Origin of the sequence: Paenibacillus medicaginis (assembly GCF_042138635.1) — a bacterium.
Lineage (GTDB): Bacteria > Bacillota > Bacilli > Paenibacillales > Paenibacillaceae > Paenibacillus > Paenibacillus medicaginis.
In genome coordinates this window covers 1-16,509 of record NZ_JBHIRY010000041.1, presented here as the reverse complement: position 1 = coordinate 16,509, position 16,509 = coordinate 1, and the positions used below count along the sequence as shown (strand labels likewise).

Sequence of the window (16,509 nt, the reverse complement as noted above, 5' to 3'; positions counted from 1 at the left end):
TACATATTCACCTTTCTACTTAAATACTTCTCCCACATATTCCTTTGGGTACATCTTCATACTTCTTCGTATAGTATTCCCTATTACAAGCTATATGTTGTAACGCTTCTGCCAATTGATCGACTTCAGCAAATGTATTGTAGAAGCTTAAACTGATTCGCACTAAGCCCGGGGAAGGAATACTGGCATCCTGTCTTATTTCATCTATCCTCTTATCACTCAACTGCAAGAGCTTCTGTACATAGGAATAAGCACAGAAAAAGCCGCTTCTAACAGAAATGCCAAACTCAGTCGCCAGGCTCTGAGCAATATCCTGATGATGCAGCCCATCAATGGTAAACGAAAACAAACTCACTTGCGGCAGATTGTCGTTCGAAGCACTGAATAAGTGTAAACCGTCAATTGTCCGTAGTCGGTTACGGGCATAATTCATGATTTCCTTCTCATATTCAAATATCGTTTCCATATTAATCTGCTGCAATGTACGAATCGCTGCATTTAATGCTACAATACCCATCACATTTGGCGTTCCGCCCTCAAATCTTTCGGGTGCCTCATTCCATTGAACAAATGATTTCAAAGCAATACGTGCCGTCCCCCCTCCTTTAAGCAGCGGCCCTGCTTCATGTAATGCTCCTTGCCGGCCAATTAAAACAGCCGTTCCAAAGGGAGCGTACAGTTTATGCCCTGTAAAGGAAAGGAAGTCAATATTCTCCGCGGGGTTAAGTCGCATCATTTGGATCGATTCATGCGGGATGAACTGGGCAGCATCGACATGTATTTGGACCCCATACTGATGGCTTAGTTCAGCCGCCGCATAAACAGGATTGATGCTGCCAGTCACATTCGAAGCCCCCGTTATAGAGACTAATGCGACTTGCCCCTGCAATGCCCTAAGCTTTACTCTCAAATCTTCTAAACTGATCTGGCCCTCTTTATTAACCGCAATGTATTCCACCTCAAAGTGATTACGCCAAGGCAAGTCATTCGAAATGTGCTCCATTTCTGATGCTAGAATATAGCGTTTATTTGTCGTTTGATGCAAGATATGTGAAAGCAGATTCACGGACTCCGTGCTATTTTTCGTAAAAATAACCGTATGCTCATCATCCTTTCCACCTACAAAATGTAATACATTTAAACGTGTTCCTTCCACTATTTCTGTTGAACGTACCGACTTGTAACCTTGTCCTCGGCCTACAGATGAATACCATGGTGCAAATTGTGTGATCGCCTTCAAAACACTCTTAAATGGTGGCGTAGTCGCCGCATTGTCAAAATGAATTCCCTTGATGAAGCGTCCATCCGCTAAAGGAATCTTTTCATCTACGCCAACGATTAAGTCTCTCCATTTCTTGTGCTGTTTTTTACTTACAACCATAGGAGCGAAAAATTTTCGTAATGATATTATTGTTCGTGACACCAAAGAGAATCACCCCTAATCCAATAAATGAAGAAAAGCCGATTCCGAGCCAGGGACTTAAGAATGATATTGGCAATGTCAAGAGCAATACAAACCCTAAGAGTAAATTATAGCTCCGCTCCACACTCCATTTACTGCCGACCCTCACCGTCTCAATTTCTCCTTGCCACTGGGCCATACCGCCTTTAAAGTTGTACACCTTACTATGGGAGTGAGTTAATCGCTCTGCCGCCTTTGGGCTGATCATGCCAACGTAGCATATAACCACAACCTCTTCTTCTGCCGACAACTTAGGTGTTTTCGACCACGATGAATAAGGGATATTGATTGCTCCTTTAATATGGCCACGCTCAAAGCTTCTAGCTGCCCGAACATCGATGATCTTCACGCTCTCTCTTTTATTTAACTTTTCCTGTAATTCATTACATGTTAATTCCGTATACGCGGTACTCATGCTGATGCCCCCTCAACTTCAAATTCAGACACCTCATGATAGCGCATCTTTTTAAACTCAATTTAAACTACGTATACACGAAAAAAGTGCTTCGACGATTAAAATAATTCCATCCTTAACTCGTCAGTGAAAAGTTCTTCATAGAAAAATAACCCAATCAAGCGATTATATGATATCCTCAAGTTCTCACACGAAAGGATATAATCGCTGAAAGGGTTACAAGTAAATAGACGGGGCTGGTGCAACTGGTCGCTTTGAACTTTTCTCAGCACGTTCAAATGGAATAAACAAAGTCAAAATAATCTACGGGTATGTCACAATAGTGATATCACCAAAAAGGAGAGACAATTGTGGCAACTAATAAAAGGGTCTTTACTTTACGATTAGAGGATACGAACTTTCAAAAAATAAAATAGTGATTCAGGCCAATTACAAATTGCAACTCCCGTCGGTACAGCTATGATCACCTTCTGATTGATTCTCTACTTCCGATGTTAGGGGGTTGCTTTCTTTTTCCAAAATCGTGTTTAAAATATTCGAAAAAACTTCCTCTGACTGAGCTCCTAAAATCAAATATTCGTTATTAAAGACAAATGCCGGTAAGCTTGAAATCGTTAGTTCTCTGGCTGCGGCGATGTCTGCCCTGACCGCATCTTTATAAGCATCGGAACTGAGCATATCGGCCACTTCCTGTTCGTTAAGCCCGGCCTCTTTGCCCAAGGAAACAAGCACGTTGTGATCGGCAATATTTAAGGATTGGGAGAGATAGGCGTGAAAGATTCGTTCGGTTAACTCCGTTCCTTTGTCCGACTTCGCTGCAAAATGCACCAGACGATGCGCATCAAATGTATTGGAAATAACTATGGGATCGTAATTGGCGCTCAGTCCCGTTTCGTTTTTAATCATTTCCGCCACCTGTGCCTGCTTGGCTTTCAACTGCTCGACAGTCATGCTCTTTTCAAGAGCAAGCTGCTGGAGACTTAATGTTCTGTTCTCCGCATGAGGGTCGAGTTGGAAGCTGCGGTATACCACTTCAATTTGATCCCGATTTACAAATTTCTCAAGCGCATGCTCAAGTTTTGTTTTTCCGATCACGCAAAAGGGACATCCGAAATCTGACCATACATCTATTCTCATTGTCTATTCCTCCAATAATAAAATGTTCATGCGATTCTTGTTGATTTGTATGATGCTCTGCGCCAATGGCGGATCACTCGGCTTCCTGCTGTCCCTGCTCTGGCGCTTTTTCTTTACGTAGGAAGAGACCGAGCACAAGCGCAACGAGTGCGATGATCACGCCGAACCAAAAAGCGTTGTTAATACCTGCTGCCAGACCCTTGGTGATTTCAACGGAAGACGCCGGATCACTCACGTTACTCAAATACTGCTTCTGCCCGCCCGACATAATACTAATGTAGAGGGCAATACCGATAGCGCCGGATACCTGCTGCAGCGTATTCAGGATTGCTGTTCCGTGCGGGTGCAGATGGCGAGGCAACTGGTTAAGCCCCGCTGTCTGTACAGGCATCATCACTAACGCAATGCCAACCATCAGCGTAATGTGTGCCGCGATAAGAAATCCGGTCGTTGTCGTTTCTCCAAACCTGGTAAATAACCACAACGAAACGACGGCAATAGCAAGTCCTGGAATGACAAGCACTCGAGGCCCGAATTTATCAAAAAGCTTGCCTGAGATTGGCGCCATAAGCCCATTCAGAATTCCCCCAGGCAACAGAACCAGGCCTGATGTGAAGGCGGTCATCATCAACACACCTTGCATAAACATAGGAAGCATGATCGCGGATGAGAAGAACGTCATCAAAAGCACAAACATCAGTACGGCAACAAGCGCAAATACGGGATACCTGAACGCTCGCAAATCCATGACAGGTTCTTTAAGCAGCAGTTGCCGCCAGATGAACAGGGCCAGGGCAACGCCCCCTGTGGCAATCGTCCAGATTACCAACGGCTGTGACCAGCCTTGCTCACCTGCACTGCTGAACCCATAGACAATTCCGCCAAAGCCGATGGTCGACAACACAATGGATAGGATATCTACTCGCGGTTTGGTCACTTCCGACACATTCTTCAGGACAGCGGCCCCTACAATTACGGATAGCAGCGCAAACGGCAACACTAGGTAGAACAACCAGCGCCATGAAAGCCCATCAACAATCAACCCCGAAAGCGTCGGGCCGATCGCCGGTGCGAACATGACGACGAGTCCTAACATCCCCATGGCTCCTCCCCGTTTTTCCGGTGGAAAGATGGTCATAATAATGTTCATAATCAGAGGCAGCAGCATACCGGTGCCAATCGCTTGAATCATTCGCCCTGTCAGCAGCACGCCGAATGCCGGCGATACCGCCGAAATAAGCGTACCAGCGAAGAACAGGCTCATTGCCGACAGAAACATTTGCCGGGTTGTAAACCATTGCTGCAATACCGCTGTCACCGGAACAAGTACGCCAACCACAAGCAAATACGCGGTGGTAAGCCACTGAACCGTTGTCGCAGACGCATCAAACGACTTCATGAGTTCGGGGAAAGCATTTCCCATTAGCGTTTCATTCAAAGCGGCCACAAACATACCGACGATTAGCGCCATCATAATCGGACCACGCTTCAAGTTATTTAAATCGATCATAAAATTTCTCCTCCAAGCTTATCTATTGATAAGGAACCGTTGAGTTTCATTTCTTAAATGAGTATATAAACGATCTATTATATCCATAATTAAAGCGCAAGAAGTGTATCACTTCTTGTTTGTTCTCTGCTTGCTACGTTTGAAGGTCTCATAATCCCGACATTATGGCAGCGCTCCGAGAGTCCCAATTGAATTAAAGCGTGCAGGGCATAATCCGTACTTTTGGAGAACTGCAAACGAACTCCCCCCTTTCCCGAAATAATATATTCCAGATCCACAATGTCCATAATAAGTGATTTGTTTTGGGATTGCAAGAAGAAACTGATTGGACCGATGTTCGGTCCAAACGGCCTCCTCCGTGCAACCCGACAGGCAAAGTACACATTCAGCCATCCGTTAATGCATCTATAATTTTTTGCCCCGTCTGCATCCCGTTCGTTATACAGTCCGGAATGCCGACCCCGTAGTAGGAGCAGCCCGCGAGCATGACCCCGGGGTGGCTTGCCGCCAGCTTGCTTTCCAGCGACCGGACAATGTCCGGATGCCCGAGATGATAGTTCGGGATGGAATCCCGCCATTTCGTCACTTCACAGATCACGGGTCTTTCCGTGATGCCGATGCTTTTCTCCACATCACTGACGGCCACGCTCATCAGCTCTTCCTCTGTCAGCTGTTGCAGCTTGTAAAAATGTGGATTAGAGCTTTTGTAGAACATCCGGATCAGGAGCCGCTGCTGTGCGGAGGTATGCTGCCATTTGCGGCTTGTCCAGGTGCTGGCATCACACATGAGACCACTGCCCTGAGCAGCAATAAAACCCGTGCCGTCCTCCGGCAGCCGCTCATCCGGGACATCATAGCCGAGATACACGCTGATCAGCGAACGGCTGCTCAGCCTGTCGAAATCCTCGTTTAACGCTTTATCCTGCAGCAGCGAACGCGCGGAGGTGTGCACCGTGCTCAGCACGACAAAGTCCGCTTCCAAACTCCGCCCGCCCGCTAAGGCCACTTCATAACGTCCACCTGTATTTTTTACACTGAGTGCCTGCGTGCTCTTCAAAATTTCCACATCGTCCAACAGGGCTTCCAGCCTGTCGATCAGGTCGGATACCCCGCCATGGAATGAAATAAACTTGCGGCCGTCCCCTCTCAGGAACCTTTCCCTGTTCTCGCCAAGACCCTTCATAATGCTGCCGTATTTATTTTTGTATTCCAGCAGGAAAGGAAAGGTAGAAGCTATCGTCAAATTGTCCAGCTCGCCTGAATATACGCCGGAGATGACCGGCGAAATCTGCTTACGCACAAGCTCCTCGCCCAGAAAATGCTCCAGAAACGCCCCAAGTGAGTCATTCTCCGTGAACGTCTCGTTCGGAGTGTAATAATCCTTGAGCGCGGCCACTTTGCCCTCCGCTGAGATCAGTTCGCTTTCAGCCAGCGCCTGCAGATTGACGGGGATGCCGAACACTGCGTCCGCAGGAAGCTTTTTTAGTTTTCCGTCCGAATAAATAAATGATCTGCCTGTTGCATTGTATACAATCTCCCCGGACAGTCCCAGCTCTTCCATCAATCCGGGGTCATTTTTACGGGCCACAATGGAATCCGCGCCGGTCTCCATAATAAAACCGTCCTGGCGGATCGTTCTGATTTTGCCGCCTAGCGTCTCGTCCGCTTCCACAAGGATAAGCTTCAGCTGCAGATTCTGCTCCTTCATGGCCTTTTGCAAAGTATACATAGCCGTCAGGCCTGTAATTCCGCCACCTATCACCACGACAGTTTTCAAATGTGAACACCTCAATACGAAAAATTAAGTCTACAGAAAAGTATAACACATGCCTCGCATACGTTTTTGATACAAAAATCATTATTGTGAATGATCACCAAAAAAATTCTCTGTCTCTTCAGGAAATGTTGTTGACATGTTCACATATTGTAACTATTATAGTTACAAGAACAGATTACACGAGTGATGCAGCAAACCATTCAAATCCCAGGAGGTTAACAAAATGAAAATTGCAGTTATCGGTGCCAGCGGCAAAGCCGGAAGCTTGATCATTAAAGAGGCGGCGGACAGAGGCCATGAAGTGACGGCCATCGTCAGGGACGCTTCGAAGGTAAGTAATACGTCAGTTCTTGAAAAGGATGTTTTCAGCCTGACAGCAGACGATCTTAAGACTTTTGACGTCGTCATCAATGCGTTCGGAGCGCCTCCAGGCCAGGAGCATCTGCATGTAGAAGCAGGCCGGGCGCTGATCAACGCTCTCAAGGGAACGCCGCAAACCCGCCTGATCGTCGTTGGCGGAGCGGGCAGCCTGTATGTGGATGAAGCCAAATCCGTTCGTTTGATGGATACGCCTGATTTTCCAAAGCAATTTCTCCCTACGGCTTCCAACCAGGGGCAAAATCTGCAGGATCTGCAGAGCTCAAGCGGCATTCAGTGGACCTTTGTCAGCCCTGCGGCGTTCTTTGACGCCCAAGGAGCAAGAACGGGAGCATACCAGACTGGCAAAGACAACCTGTTCTTCAACGCGCAAGGCGACAGCTACATCAGCTATGCGGACTTTGCCATCGCCGTCGTGGATGAGGCCGAGCAGGCAAATCATGTGAATGAGCGCTTTGCCGTGGTGGGAGAAAAGAAGTGAAATAACATTTAGCTGCTGTATGGGGCAGCACGCCCTCTTCCCGGACACGGTTCGTTCTGCTCAGGTTCCGCGCATGAAGAGGGCTTTTGCTTTTCCCCCAGGATAAATATAGGTGCTATACTGGGCGCGAAACTATGGTAAAATAGCCGTACTGCACTATTTTGCGCGAAAGGAAGCTGTGAGCTATGATCAGTACCCGTTTTGCCGTAGCCATCCATATTCTCTCCCTGCTGGAGTACAATAAAACGAGTGTAAATACATCCGAATTTATAGCAAGCAGTGTGAACACCAACCCGGTGGTCATCCGCCGTATCATCGGCATGCTGAACAAGGCCGGACTCGTGGAGGTCAAAGCCGGCGTGGCAGGAGCCAAGCTGCTGCACAGCATAGACGACATCACCCTGCTCGACGTGTACCGTGCGGTCAATGTCGTGGAGGAAGATGCGCTCTTCTCCGTACATGAAACGCCAAACCCGGATTGCCCTGTCGGACGCAATATCCAGTCCTCCATCGTGCCCGTATTCTCCAACGCGCAAAGAGCGATGGAAGAGGAGCTTAGACATGTGAAGCTGAGCGAGGTTGTGTACGATATATCGGCCAAGGAAGAGGCCCATACCAAATAACGCTCCATCTCCTAGCGGAGAGGAGCGTTATTTTTTTGTCAAGCTTGCACAAGCTCAAATAATTCGACCACCAGAATTGTATCATCGTTCAGCTCCATGCCTGCCTCGGTCAGATTTTGCCATGCCAACCGGTGATCCGCCTGAAATTGTGCAGTGTTATCGCCGTTCCCTTCTCCGCGCACAAGCCGCGAATCCGGATTGCCAAACGTCGTTTCAAACACCTCAATCAGTTTTACATTGCAGCGCGGCTGGTCATGCTTATCATAAACCGTCATAAGCTGCCCGACCGGCTCATAGGTCTGCCGCAGCTCCTCAGGGGAATATTCCGACTTGGGGGCACAGGTGGCCGTTTTCTCTCCCCTGATAATTTGCTGAATCAGCATTTCTCCAAGGCCGTTATCATTTTCCCATCCAAAAACCATTTTGAATGGCTGTATTGGAATCGATAACATCAATAACCCCTCCCCTGTTGTTCGTAAAATTATAGTCGTATTTTTCCAATTCAACAAGGAAACCAAAACTCGACCTTTTGGTTCCTTCAGCTTAGAAACAGCCAATCGCAACAATCAAGGCCAACACCAGGAAAACAATGTTCACACCAATGTCCCGATATTCCTTACGCTGTACATGGAACAAGGTTCCAAGGAGAACGACTACGGCAAGCCCTGCTGCCGCAAGTGGCGTCAACACAGGCGCGATATTCAACGCTTGCGGCAAAATCAAGCCAAGCACCCCAAGCAATTCCACGATCCCAATAAAGGAAACAAGCCCTTTCGGAACATCGTTCACCCAATGCCAGGACACTTTTGCTTTCTCGTGCTGAAATGCCTTCATCCAACCGGAATAAATAAAGCCAAATGCCAGAAGTCCTTGTACAATCCATAATGTGATATTCATAAATTTTTGCCAGCTCCCCCTCTTGAATCTATCGACTTCTAAGGTGCATAATAAACCATAGAAATTTTCCCAGGAAGTAGTTACTTTAATTAAACATAGTATGAAAAAAGTAACCTTACGCAGGTTGCGGATTTGGAGGGTTATTCATGGACACTTATTGCAAATTCGAAACGTCGTTGGACATTCTGGTCGGGAAATGGAAGCCTGTCATTCTGCTCCGCCTTTTTGAAGATGGCACGATGAGATTTAGCGAGCTGCAAAAAGCAATCCCGGATATCACCAAAAAAATGCTGACCCAGCAGCTAAGAGAATTGGAGTATCACGATATCGTTCACCGCGAGGTGTATCAGCAGGTGCCGCCAAAGGTTGAATATTCCATTACGGAATACGGGCGGGGTATGCATACTGTTCTTAAGGCTATGAATGACTGGGGAGTGGCTCACATTGAGCACCTGAATGAGCTGTATGGGGAAAATCGTTTGGAGGAGAAGAGCAGCAGGTGATATAGAGGTTAAGAAGCCGGTTCAGCGACTCCCACAAGAATCTCCCCCCCGAGGGGGAGAACTTCTGGCTAAAATCCCATACCATCAAGAAGTACAAGGCAACGAAGAATTCGAACACAAGGGGTTGTTGTTACCGTGACTTAACGCATCCGGTTCACGGTAGTAAATACAAATTTATCGTATCGATGACGTGAGAAGGAATATTCAAAAGGAATACCCGTGTCCAGGAAACCCACCTGCTCAATCTCCAATATGGGATCATCTGCCGCACAGATCAGGTGCTCCTGATCCATTTTTGTAGCTTTGGACGCGCGAATGGTACGATGTGAACCGACGATATTAAGGCCTAATTCCTCTTTGATATGCTTGTAAATGGAACCGTAAAGCACTTCTTCCGTAAGACCGCTGATCAGATTGACAGGCATGTACGTTTTTTCCATCACATAAGGCTCGCCTTCCACGATACGCAGACGAATCATATGGTATACAGGTGATTTAGGATCAATAAATAAATGACTGGCTGCTTCCTCCGTGGGAAACTGAACATCAAAAGCAATAATTTTGTTTTTGATTTCCTTCCCGCGCAGCAGGTTGGTCAATCCGAGCATTTCATTCACAACGACGTTTACAGGAGAATTGTAGGCTGACTTGACGATAAAGGTGCCGTGTCCTCTTTTACGAATCAACAGCCCCTCGCTGACCAGCGTATCCAAAGCTTTCTTCATGGTCATTCGGCTCACCTGAAACTCACTCGCCAGTGAGATTTCGTCAGGTATAGGCTGGTCACTGCTATATGTTTTATTCATGATCCGCTCTTTGACCTCTCGGGCAATTCGTTCATATTTATTCATCTTTATGATCACCTGTATTAGATATTGTTGTACGGGATGGTCTGCAGAAAAAGTCAGCTCACAAATAGTATAAGTAAGTATACAAAACAATACACTTTCTCACCAGCAAACAGCTTGATCGGCGATACTTTAAAAAAAGATGGCCCAAAGGACCATCTTAAAATCCGTTTTGTTCAATCACCTGTTTGAACCAGTATCCGCTTTGCTTAACGGATCTTTGCCCATCATTCGCAAGATCCACAGACACAAAGCCGTAGCGGTTTTTATAAGCATTCGCCCAGGACCAGTTATCCATGAATGTCCATAGATGATAACCCTTCACATTAGAGCCCTCGGAAATCGCTCGCTGCACCCATTTTAAATGCTCACGAATAAAATCTATGCGATAGCTGTCACAGATCATGCCCTGCTCATTCCTGAACTTCTCTTCCCCCTGCACACCCATACCATTTTCAGAAATAAAGCATTCAATGTTGCCGTAATTCAGCCGTACATTCGTCAGGATGTCATAAATGCCTTTCTCGTAAATCTCCCAGCCCCGCATCTCATTCATCTTGCGGCCAGGCATGACATAATAGTCGAAATAATGCTCAGGCACAAATGGGGCATCCGGGTTAGGCAAGCTTTCTCTTGCCTTGACTCTGCGTGGCTGATAGTAGTTAATGCCCAATAAATCAACGGTACCCTGACGTATCATTTCCCGATCCCCGTCCAGCATGGATGGCAAATATCCATCTTTGGTCAGCAGCTCGACGAGCACAGGGTTGAACTCCCCTGTCACAGACGGGTCTAAAAAAGACCGGTTGAAAAATGCATCACAGATCTCGGCTGCACGAAGGTCTGCCGGATGCTGGCTGCGTGGATAGGTCGGAGTCAGATTCAGGATGATTCCGATTTTGCCGTTATAGCCTTTTTCCCGGTAGGACTGAATCGCGCTTGCGCTCGATAACACGGTATGATACGCCACCTGAACCGCTTTGCCAAAATCCAGTTCATTCGGATAATGGAAATCATACAGATAACCGCCCTCCACAGGAACGATAGGCTCGTTATGGGTGAACCATTTGGCTACACGATCACCGAAGAGCTCAAAGCAGGTATTGGCATATTTCACATAAGCCTCAACCGTCTCCCGATTCACCCAGCCTCCATGCTCCTGCAATGCCATGGGCAAATCAAAATGATACATATTCACGAACGGCTCAATACCGGCCTGCCTTAACTCATCAATGACCGCATTATAGAATTCCACAGCTTTCTGGTTCACCGCCCCTGTCCCCGCCGGAATCAGACGTGACCAGGATATAGAGAAACGAAATGAATTGTGGCCCATTTCCTTCATGAGCGCAATATCTTCTTTATAACGGGTATAGAATCCGGAGGTCTTGGCAGGACCTACACCGTCATAGAAACGGTTGGGCTCTTGTTCAAACCAATAGTCCCATATATTCGGACCTTTCCCGTCTCCCTCCACCGTACCTTCGGTCTGTGTAGCGGAGGCCGAGGAGCCCCACCAGAAATCGGTTGGAAACGGATATTTGATCTCTTTCTGCACCGTCTCTTTTGCTTCAGTATGATTCATTGTCCTGCTCCCTTCTTTATCTGCCACATCAATAATGCTGTACTGCCTGCTATGTGTTACATTCCCACCGTTTGCTCCTTGGTGGAAGCGCTAATTTCCTCTTCCTGCTCTTTACGAACATTCATCCGGTCAATAAATTTCAGGAACGGGAACCAGATGACAAAAACGACGGCCATATTGAACAGCTGCAATAATCCCCCTCTGAGGGAGCCCGTTCCCATCATGCCGCTAAAGAACAATGGCATGGTCCAAGGGACCTGAATCCCGTTTGGTGGCGGAACAATCCCGGTATACATGGCAAAATAAGTGATTAAAGTAACAACCATTGGTGCAACCACCCATGGGACAATAATAAGCGGATTCATGACAATCGGCAGCCCGAAGATGACAGGCTCGTTAACATTAAAGAGGCCTGGACCGACAGCCAACTTACTGACCTGCTTCAACTGCTTGCTCTTCAGGAAAAACAGAATCGTGAGCACCACCGTCAGGGTCATTCCTGTACCCCCGATGCCTACGGTATAAATGTCAACGAATTGCTTCGTGATAATATGCGGCATTTCTGCACCTTGCGAGTACGCTTCATAGTTCTCAAGCGACAGCGTATTCCAAATGGGGTCCATCACCGAGTTCACAATAATTTGACCATGAAGCCCAAAGAACCACAGAATCTGGATCAGGAATATAGCTATTAATGTAGGAATAATGCCGCTGCCCAGATGTACCAGCGGAGCCTGAATGGCCTTGTAAATCAAATCATGCAAGTTGTTGTGGAACGTGACATTAACAATTACGTTAATGACCAGGAATATACCCAGTGTGATACACGCAGGCAGCAAAGCTGCAAACGACTTGGCTACTGCCGGCGGAACACCTGGAGGCATTTTAATCACAATATTACGCTGTGTGACCTTACGGTAAATTTCTCCCGCAATAAATGCCACAATCATGCCGAGGAACATGCCTTTGGCTCCAAGACGCTCCTTGGGAATAACATCAGCAATGGTCGTCCCGCCGTCCTGAGTCAATATGAACGGGGTCAGCATCAGGAAGCAAGCCAATGCAATCATGCCGCCAAATATAGGCTCCACCTTATAGCTTCGCGATAGATAATATCCAATCCCAACCACAACGAACACGGTCATAATATTAAGGGTTGCATTGGGCGCAATGTTCAGCAGCTCCTGAAGTCTCGCCAGGTTGTCTGCTCCCATCCAATCATTCAAGAACGGAAGATTGATAATAACGACGATAATAGATCCAAATACAGTTAACGGAAATGACAGCATAAACGCATCCCGCAACACAGAAAGATAACGGTTATTGTTCAATCTACCAGCAATAGGTATTAATATCTGGCTTAATTTCTCAAACAACTTCTATTCCTCCCACCGAAACTAATTTGCCTTTCTCTTAAGCACCGGTCATCCAACGCTTAGCTTGTAGTGAGGATTTGATTCTGCTGCTGCAATTGACTATACTCGGTAATAAGCGCTCTCCTAAATTCACTCGCCAGTGATGGGTCCTTATTGCAGGACCCGGACAAGGAGACGCTTTTTTGCATCCAAATAGGTGTCAGCATTGAAATGAATCCTCAAAAAGCCATCTCAGCGAAAAATCAGCTCACACTTCCGTGTAAGCCATTTCAAAGATCAGCTTACAAATTCCTCGATTTAAACAGCTCCAACAGCTCATGGACCAGATCCTTCATGGTAACCGTGGACATCAGATGATCCTCCGCATGCATCAACAGCAGTGTCAAAGAAGTTGGAGTTCCCTCGGCTTCCTTCTTGACCATCTGAAAATGGATGTCATGCGCAGCCCGCAAATCCTGCTTCGCCTGCTTGAGCAGTTCATCCGCACCCTCCACGTTCCCATTACGGTATTCGGTCAGAGCCTGAATGACTTTACTCCGGGCACTTCCACTATGAAAAATAAGCTGGAAGCTGATTTGCTCCTCCGTTAAATCGGCAATATTCACCTTATCCATTTTTGCGTTCCACCAATTTCAGAGCCTGTTCATATGCCTTCTTGCCGTCAACCATTCCATAGGCCATCATATCTATTACTTCCACATGAATACCATACTGAGCAGCCTCTTTCTCCAGTTGACCTTTCAGAAAGCTCATTTGGGGGCCAATCAGTACCGCATCAGCCTTGGCCATATCTTCCGATGCCTGATCTTGACCAACCGCCCAGATTTCGGCCTCATCTCCGATCGACTTGGCATGCTCCTGCATTTTGGTAACCAGCATACTTGTAGACATACCGGAGCTGCACGCAAGTAAAATTCTCTTCATAACGGTTCTCCATCCTTTCAAGCTTAAAATATGAATTAGCAGAAAACGTTTACAGGAGAAATTATAAACCCATCTTTTTTATTTGTCTAGACATTAAAAATATTTGTATATACTTTTGTCTAAATTTCGAAATTTTATGTTCGTACTGATTTATGTGATCATTCATATTGCGGAAAGCCAAATACCCCTGCGAATCCGGCAGTTGGATTCCACCTCGAAATGGTTATAGAAAGCCGATGCGGAACTTTCACCACAATAAAAAGGACCCTCGTAATGAGAGCCCTTCAACGTTATAATTTGGCTTGTACAATACACCTTGAGTGGGCGCACCCTCCGAAAGGAGGTCGTGCGAATTCACTTCGTTTGGTGAAGTTCTAACCTTCGGGATCTTCCTGTTAGCGTTGTTAACTTACATCGATAAACGAAAGTGACCCAACTCTAGGTTGCCACCAGTGAGGGTCACTTTCAAGCACGCTTGATCTTGGAGGGATTCCCACTCAAGATGTTGTACTGGGGACGGTTGGCAGACCGTCCTTATTTCTATTTTTACTGTATCATACCCGTTTTCATACCTCAATAGTATAACGATTATTGAGTAGCGTTAAAGTCAATTGTGTTGGAGACTCATGCCTATCTCTCCACGTCAAACCAATCACTTTTGGATGCATGAGCAATTGCTGCAAAACTAAGCATTTTAGTATGCAATAAACAGCCGTCAGCTGTACGTTTATACAGCAGACCGTCTCCGTTATACGAGTACGTAACTTCTTTGCCTTCACTGCTTACTTTGGTCAAGCGGTTGACGGAGTCGTAGGTATACTCAGCGTTTTTCATGCCGAAGATTTTGCCGCTGCCCATCTTGTCGCGGTTGCCGTTGGCGTCGTAGTTATAGATTTTACTTTCCTCCGCCGCCATTTCGCTTGCTACCCGATTAGCGGATCGTCGTAGCCGACCATATTAACCTTATATTACCCGAAAGAGACTCTGTATAATATTAAAAAACCTAACACGTAATTTAAAATTTGTTATTGATTGAATAATAGATCCATTTGGCATTGGGCGGATTGGGCTCTACCCAATAAAGACAAAAAGACCACATGGAGTTGTTACACTTGCATGTGGCCTTCAGAGAATCACTAATCCCCCATTGCCATGATATTCTTCTTTTGTTGACAGGCAGTAGAACATAGTTTTGAAAGAGGTGTCCCTACGAAAACGTTCAAGAAGTGTTAAATATGTTTAAGTTTAACTAATTACTTTTAGAAGCTCCAATACAACTTTGGAACCTTCTTGATACCAGTTTTCTTCAAACTCTGTAACCATGATCCTCTCTAAATTCTGCTCAGTCTCATTTACTATTTCGATGAACTCACTTGGAACTCCCACCCACGACAAGAACCGAGTAAAATCTTCTATTTTATAAGAACCATCAAGGAATTTTTGACAAGCGCTCATTAATTCTTCCATGAAATTTCCCCTTATCACTTAGTAATAATCGTAATCACTGCTCCAGCCTGATTCGTATACACTTCTACTGAACCAGATTTATATAGAATTGTTCCATTAAGTTGTGCGATCGGTTTTGAAGAACGTATTACATCCTCCACATATTGGGGCGACACACTTCGACCAAAGTCCCAGCTCTCTGAACTTATGATTCGGGAAGCACCTACTTTACCTCCCGCAGTTTCGCTCGTATACTTCATTCCACTTGGTTGCATTCGATCAACTGCGTGACGAGTGTATAGCCTATTCCCTACAATTGAAAAAGTTTTTCCTTCTATATTTACCTTATCATAGTCACTCCATTTTCCCCAAAAGAGTTTTTGACCTGAGTTTTTCACTGCCGCTTGCGTAACTTCCTTAGCGACCTTCTTAGCAGCAGTTTTTACGGCTAACTTGGAGATTCCTGCAACTCCACCTAAAACATCGTAAATAGGGCTGAAATCTTCGGAAGCGCAATCAAAGCAACCTGAAACTGTTAGACCAGTCTTCGTTTCAGTATATGCCATTCCATCATCTAACTGTTGTTGCGCCCATTTTTTTTGACCTCCATTACCATTACTACGCAATTGATTCAAGTAATCAAACTGATTCTGGTTAAACACAACCTTATGTCCCATTGGATCAGAATAAATCAACGGATTATTATGCACATACGTATACAAGTTCAAACTTAGCGGATCGGTTACCTCTCCCTGATACGTATCCTCGCCCATGAAGCGGCCTACACCCGGGTCGTACCAGCGGGCGCGCAGGTATTGCAGGCCTGTCGTATCATCCCAGTACTCGCCGGAGTAGCGTAGCACGTTTGGCACGGTCTCCTGCGCCGTGAGTGGTCCGCCCCAGATGTCGTAGCTGTAGCTGTTCAGCACATTACCTTCGCTGTCGTTCAGGCCTACTACATCGCCGTGGCCGTTGAGTTGATAGTACTGCAGCGCGCCGGTGCCCTTGTCCTGTCTTGCCCAGATTTGGCCGGACAGATCGTAGATGTATACATACGTCAGCGTTGGGGCGCCGCCTGTGACGTCCGCTTCGGCCATCAGCTTCGCTTCTTCGTCATAGTAGTAGCGGGTCGTTTTGCCGTCTGCCG

The 16,509-nt window shown here is 46.4% G+C and carries 18 protein-coding genes and 1 pseudogene; 3 read left to right on the top strand and 16 right to left on the bottom strand.

The genetic code is table 11. The features are described 5' to 3' along the window. Positions 1-19: 19 nt before the first annotated feature. The 6 genes and pseudogenes from ACE5LO_RS25070 to hemG all read right to left on the bottom strand — a co-directional run bounded on the left by ACE5LO_RS25070 (position 20) and on the right by hemG (position 6,301). A complete protein-coding gene (locus ACE5LO_RS25070) occupies positions 20-1,423 on the bottom strand; it encodes an aminotransferase class V-fold PLP-dependent enzyme (protein WP_375522682.1) in 1,404 nt (467 codons plus the stop codon). Further along, entirely contained in the window at positions 1,368-1,877 is a 510-nt protein-coding gene (locus ACE5LO_RS25065; protein ID WP_375522656.1) for a rhodanese-like domain-containing protein, read from the bottom strand. The genes ACE5LO_RS25070 and ACE5LO_RS25065 overlap by 56 nt, the downstream gene beginning before the upstream one ends. A gap of 429 nt (positions 1,878-2,306) precedes the next feature. Further along, the gene (locus ACE5LO_RS25060; protein ID WP_375522655.1) at positions 2,307-3,014 is read right to left on the bottom strand and encodes a DsbA family oxidoreductase; all 708 of its coding nucleotides are present in this window, start codon (positions 3,012-3,014) and stop codon (positions 2,307-2,309) included. 73 nt (positions 3,015-3,087) lie between these two features. Next, a complete protein-coding gene (locus ACE5LO_RS25055) occupies positions 3,088-4,524 on the bottom strand; it encodes a DHA2 family efflux MFS transporter permease subunit (protein WP_375522654.1) in 1,437 nt (478 codons plus the stop codon). Between the two features lie 152 nt (positions 4,525-4,676). After that, positions 4,677-4,760 (bottom strand): annotated as a pseudogene (locus tag ACE5LO_RS25050) (transcriptional regulator); the annotation flags it as partial. A 149-nt stretch (positions 4,761-4,909) separates the two neighbouring features. Further along, on the bottom strand, positions 4,910-6,301 hold the full coding sequence (gene hemG / locus ACE5LO_RS25045) for a protoporphyrinogen oxidase (protein ID WP_375522653.1): 1,392 nt from the start codon (positions 6,299-6,301) through the stop codon (positions 4,910-4,912). A gap of 223 nt (positions 6,302-6,524) precedes the next feature. Here hemG and ACE5LO_RS25040 point away from each other — a divergent pair, with 223 nt between their 5' ends. Together ACE5LO_RS25040 and ACE5LO_RS25035 are read left to right on the top strand one after the other, a co-directional pair. Beyond that, on the top strand, positions 6,525-7,160 hold the full coding sequence (locus tag ACE5LO_RS25040; protein ID WP_375522652.1) for an NAD(P)-dependent oxidoreductase: 636 nt from the start codon (positions 6,525-6,527) through the stop codon (positions 7,158-7,160). A 185-nt stretch (positions 7,161-7,345) separates the two neighbouring features. Then, positions 7,346-7,783, top strand: coding sequence for an Rrf2 family transcriptional regulator (locus tag ACE5LO_RS25035; RefSeq protein WP_375522651.1), 438 nt, complete (start codon positions 7,346-7,348; stop codon positions 7,781-7,783). Positions 7,784-7,821: 38 nt separating this feature from the next. On the opposite strand, the gene ACE5LO_RS25030 is transcribed toward ACE5LO_RS25035, so the two are convergent. Together ACE5LO_RS25030 and ACE5LO_RS25025 are read right to left on the bottom strand one after the other, a co-directional pair. Continuing rightward, positions 7,822-8,226 carry an ASCH domain-containing protein gene (locus tag ACE5LO_RS25030; protein WP_375522681.1) on the bottom strand — a complete coding sequence of 135 codons (405 nt, stop codon included), beginning with the start codon at positions 8,224-8,226 and terminating at the stop codon, positions 7,822-7,824. Positions 8,227-8,326: 100 nt separating this feature from the next. Further along, entirely contained in the window at positions 8,327-8,680 is a 354-nt protein-coding gene (locus ACE5LO_RS25025) for a DoxX family protein (RefSeq protein WP_375522650.1), read from the bottom strand. 146 nt (positions 8,681-8,826) lie between these two features. Here ACE5LO_RS25025 and ACE5LO_RS25020 point away from each other — a divergent pair, with 146 nt between their 5' ends. Next, positions 8,827-9,183 carry a winged helix-turn-helix transcriptional regulator gene (locus tag ACE5LO_RS25020; RefSeq protein WP_375522649.1) on the top strand — a complete coding sequence of 119 codons (357 nt, stop codon included), beginning with the start codon at positions 8,827-8,829 and terminating at the stop codon, positions 9,181-9,183. Between the two features lie 140 nt (positions 9,184-9,323). Here the strand turns inward: ACE5LO_RS25020 and ACE5LO_RS25015 are convergent, their stop codons facing one another. The 8 genes from ACE5LO_RS25015 to ACE5LO_RS24980 form a co-directional block, all read right to left on the bottom strand. Next, a complete protein-coding gene (locus ACE5LO_RS25015) occupies positions 9,324-10,034 on the bottom strand; it encodes a GntR family transcriptional regulator (protein WP_375522648.1) in 711 nt (236 codons plus the stop codon). A 157-nt stretch (positions 10,035-10,191) separates the two neighbouring features. Beyond that, a complete protein-coding gene (gmuD, locus tag ACE5LO_RS25010; RefSeq protein WP_375522647.1) occupies positions 10,192-11,616 on the bottom strand; it encodes a 6-phospho-beta-glucosidase GmuD in 1,425 nt (474 codons plus the stop codon). A gap of 56 nt (positions 11,617-11,672) precedes the next feature. Then, on the bottom strand, positions 11,673-12,992 hold the full coding sequence (gene celB, locus ACE5LO_RS25005) for a PTS cellobiose transporter subunit IIC (protein WP_375522646.1): 1,320 nt from the start codon (positions 12,990-12,992) through the stop codon (positions 11,673-11,675). 281 nt (positions 12,993-13,273) lie between these two features. Then, positions 13,274-13,606, bottom strand: coding sequence for a PTS sugar transporter subunit IIA (locus ACE5LO_RS25000; RefSeq protein WP_375356766.1), 333 nt, complete (start codon positions 13,604-13,606; stop codon positions 13,274-13,276). Next, positions 13,599-13,916, bottom strand: coding sequence for a PTS sugar transporter subunit IIB (locus ACE5LO_RS24995; protein WP_375522645.1), 318 nt, complete (start codon positions 13,914-13,916; stop codon positions 13,599-13,601). Before ACE5LO_RS24995 ends, ACE5LO_RS25000 begins: the two co-directional genes overlap by 8 nt. Before the next feature lie 630 nt (positions 13,917-14,546). After that, positions 14,547-14,831 carry a hypothetical protein gene (locus ACE5LO_RS24990; RefSeq protein WP_375522644.1) on the bottom strand — a complete coding sequence of 95 codons (285 nt, stop codon included), beginning with the start codon at positions 14,829-14,831 and terminating at the stop codon, positions 14,547-14,549. A 330-nt stretch (positions 14,832-15,161) separates the two neighbouring features. Next, on the bottom strand, positions 15,162-15,383 hold the full coding sequence (locus ACE5LO_RS24985) for a hypothetical protein (RefSeq protein WP_375522643.1): 222 nt from the start codon (positions 15,381-15,383) through the stop codon (positions 15,162-15,164). A 14-nt stretch (positions 15,384-15,397) separates the two neighbouring features. Next, positions 15,398-16,509, bottom strand: a 1,112-nt coding sequence (locus tag ACE5LO_RS24980; RefSeq protein ID WP_375522642.1) for an RHS repeat-associated core domain-containing protein, incomplete at its 5' end; no start/stop codon positions are given.